The organism is Brasilonema sennae CENA114 (assembly GCF_006968745.1).
GTDB lineage: Bacteria > Cyanobacteriota > Cyanobacteriia > Cyanobacteriales > Nostocaceae > Brasilonema > Brasilonema sennae.
In genome coordinates this window covers 77,759-84,024 of the sequence record NZ_CP030120.1, presented here as the reverse complement: position 1 = coordinate 84,024, position 6,266 = coordinate 77,759, and the positions used below count along the sequence as shown (strand labels likewise).

Here is a 6,266-nt window from a genome sequence, read left to right as displayed (position 1 = left end):
GGTTTTGAACATGCAAGGGCAAACAGTTTGATTACTTGCTCCATACTAAATTTTACTGGTGCCCCAATACGCTCCGAATCTCGTAGTCTCTCAAAAGTAGGCAACTTTTTATCGCTAGTTTTAAACCATCGGTTTCGCCATAAACGAGCCATATCCAGACTTATATTTAATGTTCGAGCAATTTCGCCATTATTTTTCCCCTCTGACGCTAGAAGAATTATTTTTGCACGTAGTACTATTTGTTGCCCTGTATTGTGTCGGTTTACCAACTCTTGCAGTTCTGAGCGATCGCCATCGCTTAAGTTTAATTGTTTTGGAGCTAATCCTGCCACATCCTAATTCTCCGCTTCTCAGCAAAAACTACTTTTAATCTAATTACTCATTCTCCCACAGTAATACCTGGTTAACTTACGCCGTGCTGTACTAGTGCCTCGATCACTTAGTCTCCATACTGAGATAAACCACTTCTACAACTTCAGTGAGGTATTCATTGGCAGAAGCGTCTACCTTACCAATTGTGTAACTACAAGGATAACAGTCCTTAAGGTTTATTTCCTTTGATTTTGAATTATCTGCCTTATAAGAGACCACCCCAATGTTTTTCAAGTTACTCATGACTTTGCTAGCTCCCTGATCGGGGCAGCACTTCTCATACCAGTCATATAGCTTTTTTTCACCATTTGCTACAAAACACGTGATTGAGAGTTTCCCACTACTGGGAACAGCAGGGAGAGGTAAATCAACTCTCTTCCCAGGACCTGAGTTACCTACAATCATTTCAGTCTGCTGCGTTTCCTGTTTTAGTCCATCAACTGATTTGATGGCTATATCAATACCATCTATTTGCAAAAAGAACCTACTACCAGCTAGAAATTCAGTGCTTGGGGGCATATTCAAACTCCTTAGAGGACAAAAATGTAGATTGGTTGGAGAAAGAGATTAAACCAGAGCGAAACGGATAAAGACAAAAAGATGCGATGCATTTTCATGTCGAGTAAGAGCTTACTCAGCTTCATTGCCTTCAAAACCATTCCATTGACTAATGCGGAAGATAACAAACTCAGCAGGTCTTACGGGGCAAACACCCACTTCGACATAAAGACGACCCAAAATTCTAGTTTCTTCAGGATTTAGTTCTTCATCACACTTTACGTAGAAGGATTGTTGCGGTGTTGCTCCAAACAAAGCACCCTCACGCCAGAGGCGTTCTAGAAAATTACTGACAACGCGTATAACACGAGACCACAAGTATTCATCATTAGGTTCAAAAACAACCCATTGAGTACCCAATTCAATTGATTTTTCAATGTAGCTAATCAATCTGCGTACACTGATATAACGCCACTCGGTCTTATCTGGTTCGACTAAAGTTCTTGCTCCCCAGATACGAATTCCTCGATTGGGGAAGTTGCGAATGCAGTTAATGCCAAGTGGGTTCAAAAGCTCTTGCTCGCGGAAATTAGTCTCGTAAGCCAGACCAATGACACCTCTGGGTACTTCGTTCGCTGGTGCTTTATAAACTCCTCGAGTCTCGTCGGTACGACCCCAAACACCCATCATATGACCGCAAGGAGGGACTAGAATCGGTCTACCGCCGTCACGTGGGTTGCCTACTTTAATCCAAGGATAATAAAGCGCTGCAAACATGGAACGACGGTTGAACCTTTCCAGCCACTCCACCACTTGTTGAGGTTTGGTGCTTTCTAGTGGTGGATCGAGTAGAACCATACGGTTGGGTGGATTGGGAATGTCACCACTTGCAGATCCTTCACACATACTGACCATCAATTCCATAATGTAATGGACTTGATCTAGGTCAATCACCCGTGCTTCATACGCTCGCATTAAATCGGGACAGGCTAACATGGTGATTTCATCAATTTCAAAAATTCCACGCACGCCTGTACGATCATCACGTACCCCTTCTATATCTTGTGAAAATCTGTCAGGGGAAGATGGAACGATGGGAATTGTTAATTCGTATTGGCCGTTAGCTGGACGTCTGGCTAGAGGACTTCCACTTCGGGATGGATCTGTAACGTTGACGTACATGGAATTTCGTGATGCTGCAACCGCGTATGTTGCTGTTTGAGCAGCTGGTTCGCGGTTCATGGTTAAGTTTTCGTATTGTTCGAGAACTTCTTCTCCCCGACTAATTTGGATGGTGAAGTACTCTCCGGTATTTGGGGGTGGTTCTCCTTCAGTGCCTTCAGGAAGAGGGCGCGGTCCACTATCATTGATGACTATATTAAGCGGTCCACCTGCTGCTTGCTCAGGACGCAAGGTAAACAACAGAGACGGACGATTTCCACGACCATTAATTTGTAAAATGGTGGGTTCTGGTGTTGTAGGTCTGACTGCTGTGGGTAATTGAGTACCAATGCTAGTTATCCAGCAACGACCTCCTCCATTCATAAAATAGCCATATACTGCAAAAGGTAAATAGGCGTTGAAGTCTGTGTAGCCATCAGATTGCGGACGGGCAAAGTAATTTAAATACTGCGTCCAGTTTGTCACTAACATGGGCTTGTAGAGTTCAGCTCCACCACGTATATCTTCTGTAAAACCCACAAATCCAGCAACAGCTGTACTAACACCCTCTATGGGTCGGCTACCTCGGTCAATCTCTTCAATATAAACACCAGGAGCTTTGTAATCAAGTCTAGCCATGTTAATTCTCTCCAAATAAGAACGTCTTTAATCCAAAAGCACGAAAATACCTTGTTAAATAGGAGCTAGTAAAATTTCTTTGAAGGTGAATGTAGAGCTATCGACTAGGAAATTACTGTTCAGAGGGCTGAAACCATTGCCATCTAGTGTTATAATGTAATTCCCTAAATTCAAATCTTCAAAGAAAAACAGCCCTTCTTGATTGGTGATCGCTGACTTGTGAGTTCCCGTTAAGCTAACTTTGATTTGAGCAAGCGGCTGTTCTGAAACTGCATTTTTGACAATCCCCGCGATCGCTACCCGCTTGGTGTTGGCTCTAACCTTAGTATTTGTTTGCTTTGCCTGGTCTTGATTTTGTATGTTAAAAACTCGTTCCCAGACCAAAGGTGGTGGTGTCGTACTTTGTGCCTTAAATGGTATTGTCACTGTAATATACAAGGCTGGACGTAAGGGAATACTCAACGCACTCCACAAAGAACCCATCTCTATCAATGGCTCTACTGCAACTGATACGGGCAGATTACCATGACCACGCAGTTCGGGGACTAAAAGATTCTCTGGCAGAGAGCGATAGCGTAGCAACGTGCTTAACGCCTCGCTGAGAAGGAGATGCTCACCTAAAGTCGTGCGATCCCAAGCTGTTAACAGCAGTGACACATCAAACCAGGTAGGAAACCAAGATACATTTGCAGTAGGATGCCAAGGTACATCTGTAGGATGCAAACTTTCTTGAGCAAGCTTGCGTTCAACAACTTGTCTACCAGTATGCTGTATCTGCTTACTTTCACGAATATCGTAGAAGTACAAATTGATCATGGATCCAACCCCATTATCTCTACGATTGCCGGGATGGCTGAAGTCAATCTGTTCTGTATTAATGAGGGAAGTTCCTCCGGCTAGAATTTCCGCCAGAGTTTGGAGAACAAAAATAAGCATGAAACTGCTTAGCCAGTAGCTTACCTATAAATATAGATTAAAGGCATAAAGCTTGTGATGTTAATTAGACTTTTGTCGATATTCTTTCAAGAAGCACAGGGAACAGGGAAAGAGTGTTTCTTTCATTTATAATGGGCAGTGCGCCGTCAGTGGGTCGCTCTGAAGAAACACTCTTGAGGGAGGGAGGGAGTGAGGGAAATGTTTCTTCGATTCATAATGGGTGGTGAGCCGCCAGTAGGGTGCTTTCAAGAAACACTGGGGTGTAGGGGTGTAAAGGAAAAAGGTGTTTCTTTATAACATAGACACATTTTTCTGAGATTATTCTTTTGACGGATGTAACTAGGTAGAACACAAAACTTGTACAAAGAAAGGGGTTGGACGATTGGGTAGTATGTGGCAAAATTTAAGATAATTCATCTTGTTATTGGTTAAATAGTAATGCTCGTTGGTCAAACTCTCCGCCAGCGCTACAAAATTATCAGACTCTTAGGAAGCGGTGCCTTTGGAGTTACTTATTTAGCTGAAGATTTAGATTTACCCGATCATTCTCTGTGTGTTGTAAAAAACCTCAAGCAAATGCAAAATCCGGAAGCCTTGCAAGCTGCCAGAGGGTTATTTAACAGAGAAGCAAACATTTTACAGCGCTTAGGCAATGAGTGTCCTCAAATTCCCCGACTTTTCGCCTACTTTGAAGAAAACGGCGAATTTTATCTAGTACAGGAGTTTATAGATGGGCACGATTTGAGTGAGGAAGTTTTTCCTGGTAACAGGTTGAGTGAAGCTCAAGTGACACAGATGTTACAGGAGATTTTAGAAATTTTGACATTCGTTCACGATCAAAATATCATTCACCGAGACATCAAACCAGAAAACTTAATGCGGCGCAATATAGACGGCAAAATAATATTGATAGACTTTGGGGTTGTCAAGCAAATTAGCGGATTAGGTGTCAATTCTCAAGGGGAAACAAACATCTCCTTTATTGTTGGTACTTATGGCTATATGCCCAGTGAACAATCGGGTGGAAATCCCAAGTTAAGCAGCGATGTTTATGCACTGGGGATGCTGGGGATTTATGCTTTAACTGGAATCAAACCTAAAGACTTAGTAAAAGACAGCGAAACTCTTGAAGTCACTTGGCGAGATAGGGTTTCGGTTAGCCCCAGACTGGCAGATGTGTTAGATAAAATGGTGCGTTATCACTTCAATCAACGTTACCAAACAGCAGCAGAGGCATCACAAGCCTTAAGACAATCTTCATTACCGCCACCATTGCCACCACCACCACCATCAGCGCCACCGCCATTACCATCCCCTACACGGCGAAAATTGAAACTTTACCAGAAAGTATTAATTGGTACTGGAGTTGCGGTGGGTGTGCTAATAATTGGAGTGAAATTGCTTATGAGTTTTTGGAGACAACCTGCAACTGATTTAGAACCATCCACCGCTGATGTGCAATCGCGTTGCCACATAAAAGATGTACCACCTGTACCAAACACACCAGCCACACGAATAGAGACAGGCAACATTTATTGGTTTTCAAAAGTTTCACCACAGACAGGCACAGGTCTCATTATCTTTGATAATAGAGCTGAATATTATGGAGGTATAGAAAAGAATAAGTTCAAAGGTTGTGGAATATTCGTAGTATATGATTATGTTAAAGATCATTATGATTATAACCGCTATATAGGTGAGTTTAATGGCGGTAAATTTGAAGGCGTAGGAAAATTGATATTCAAAGATGGTAGTCAATATATAGGGGAATTCAAAAATCACAACTTTGATGGTAAAGGAACTTTTATATTTCAAGACGGATCGTGTTTGAGAGGAACTTGGCGGCTGGGAAAAAAGTTGAAAGTAAAAAAAATTCCGAAGTGCAAATAATTTTTAAGAGATATTATTATTGAAAACTTTAGCTGATCCAGTGTCTCAATAATAACATTGGTTAGGAAAAGTATTATATCAATTAGGAAAAGCATAAAAATAAAGCAAAGAGGAATATTGTAAGTTAATTGTGGCAAAAGTTTATGATATGGTCGCCACTATATAAATCCTACTTAAATTTTGCTAAGTATACTGAGAAAAAAACCTTTATATGGCAAGCTTATAGTCAGCTTAGTTTTTTAAAAATCAAATAAGAGTCCTATAGCCTGCGATGAATTTAGGGACTTCCAAATAAAAAAATATTCAATCGCACACTAGACAAGGAAGACAAGGGGGACAAGGAAGAAGAAGTTGTATTGAATGCAGGAATTAAATAATTTATTTTTTGGAGTTCCCTTATTTATGTATTTGATGTTTTTTGATATTTAGAGGAGTGAGAAATGAATCAAAAATTACTTACAAAGTTGATATTAGTTTTATCTAAAACTTCTTTACTGGCTATTACGAGTTTAGTTATTTCTTTACAACCATCCTCAGCACAACCTACGGCTGTTAATCGGTCACCAAGAACAGCATCAACCTTACCATCTGCAAAAAATCCGATCAGCCAAACACCTCCAGAGAATCTAACACCTCCAGAGAATCTAACACCTCCAGAGAATCTAACACCTCCAGAGAATCTAACACCTCCAGAGAATCTAACACCTCTAGACACAGACAACAAAGTTCCAACAGACAACAAAGTTCCAACAGACAACAAAGTTCCAACA

5 protein-coding genes and 1 pseudogene are annotated in these 6,266 nt (G+C 41.2%); 2 read left to right on the top strand and 4 right to left on the bottom strand.

The genetic code is table 11. The annotated features are described in order from the left end of the window. The 4 genes from DP114_RS33800 to DP114_RS33785 all read right to left on the bottom strand — a co-directional run. A partial coding sequence (locus DP114_RS33800) for a helix-turn-helix domain-containing protein (RefSeq protein WP_172195428.1) occupies positions 1 to 332 on the bottom strand: 332 nt, incomplete at its 3' end. A gap of 103 nt (positions 333 to 435) precedes the next feature. Next, positions 436 to 891 carry a phage tail protein gene (locus DP114_RS33795; protein ID WP_171978414.1) on the bottom strand — a complete coding sequence of 152 codons (456 nt, stop codon included), beginning with the start codon at positions 889 to 891 and terminating at the stop codon, positions 436 to 438. 111 nt (positions 892 to 1,002) lie between these two features. Further along, on the bottom strand, positions 1,003 to 2,670 hold the full coding sequence (locus DP114_RS33790; RefSeq protein WP_171978413.1) for a phage tail sheath family protein: 1,668 nt from the start codon (positions 2,668 to 2,670) through the stop codon (positions 1,003 to 1,005). A 54-nt stretch (positions 2,671 to 2,724) separates the two neighbouring features. Next, complete coding sequence (locus DP114_RS33785; RefSeq protein WP_171978412.1) at positions 2,725 to 3,606, bottom strand: Pvc16 family protein; 882 nt, start codon at positions 3,604 to 3,606, stop codon at positions 2,725 to 2,727. Positions 3,607 to 4,044: 438 nt separating this feature from the next. Between DP114_RS33785 and DP114_RS33780 the strand changes: the two genes are divergently transcribed. Next, entirely contained in the window at positions 4,045 to 5,496 is a 1,452-nt protein-coding gene (locus DP114_RS33780) for a protein kinase domain-containing protein (RefSeq protein WP_171978411.1), read from the top strand. A 440-nt stretch (positions 5,497 to 5,936) separates the two neighbouring features. Next, positions 5,937 to 6,266, top strand: a pseudogene (locus DP114_RS33775) (hypothetical protein); the annotation flags it as partial.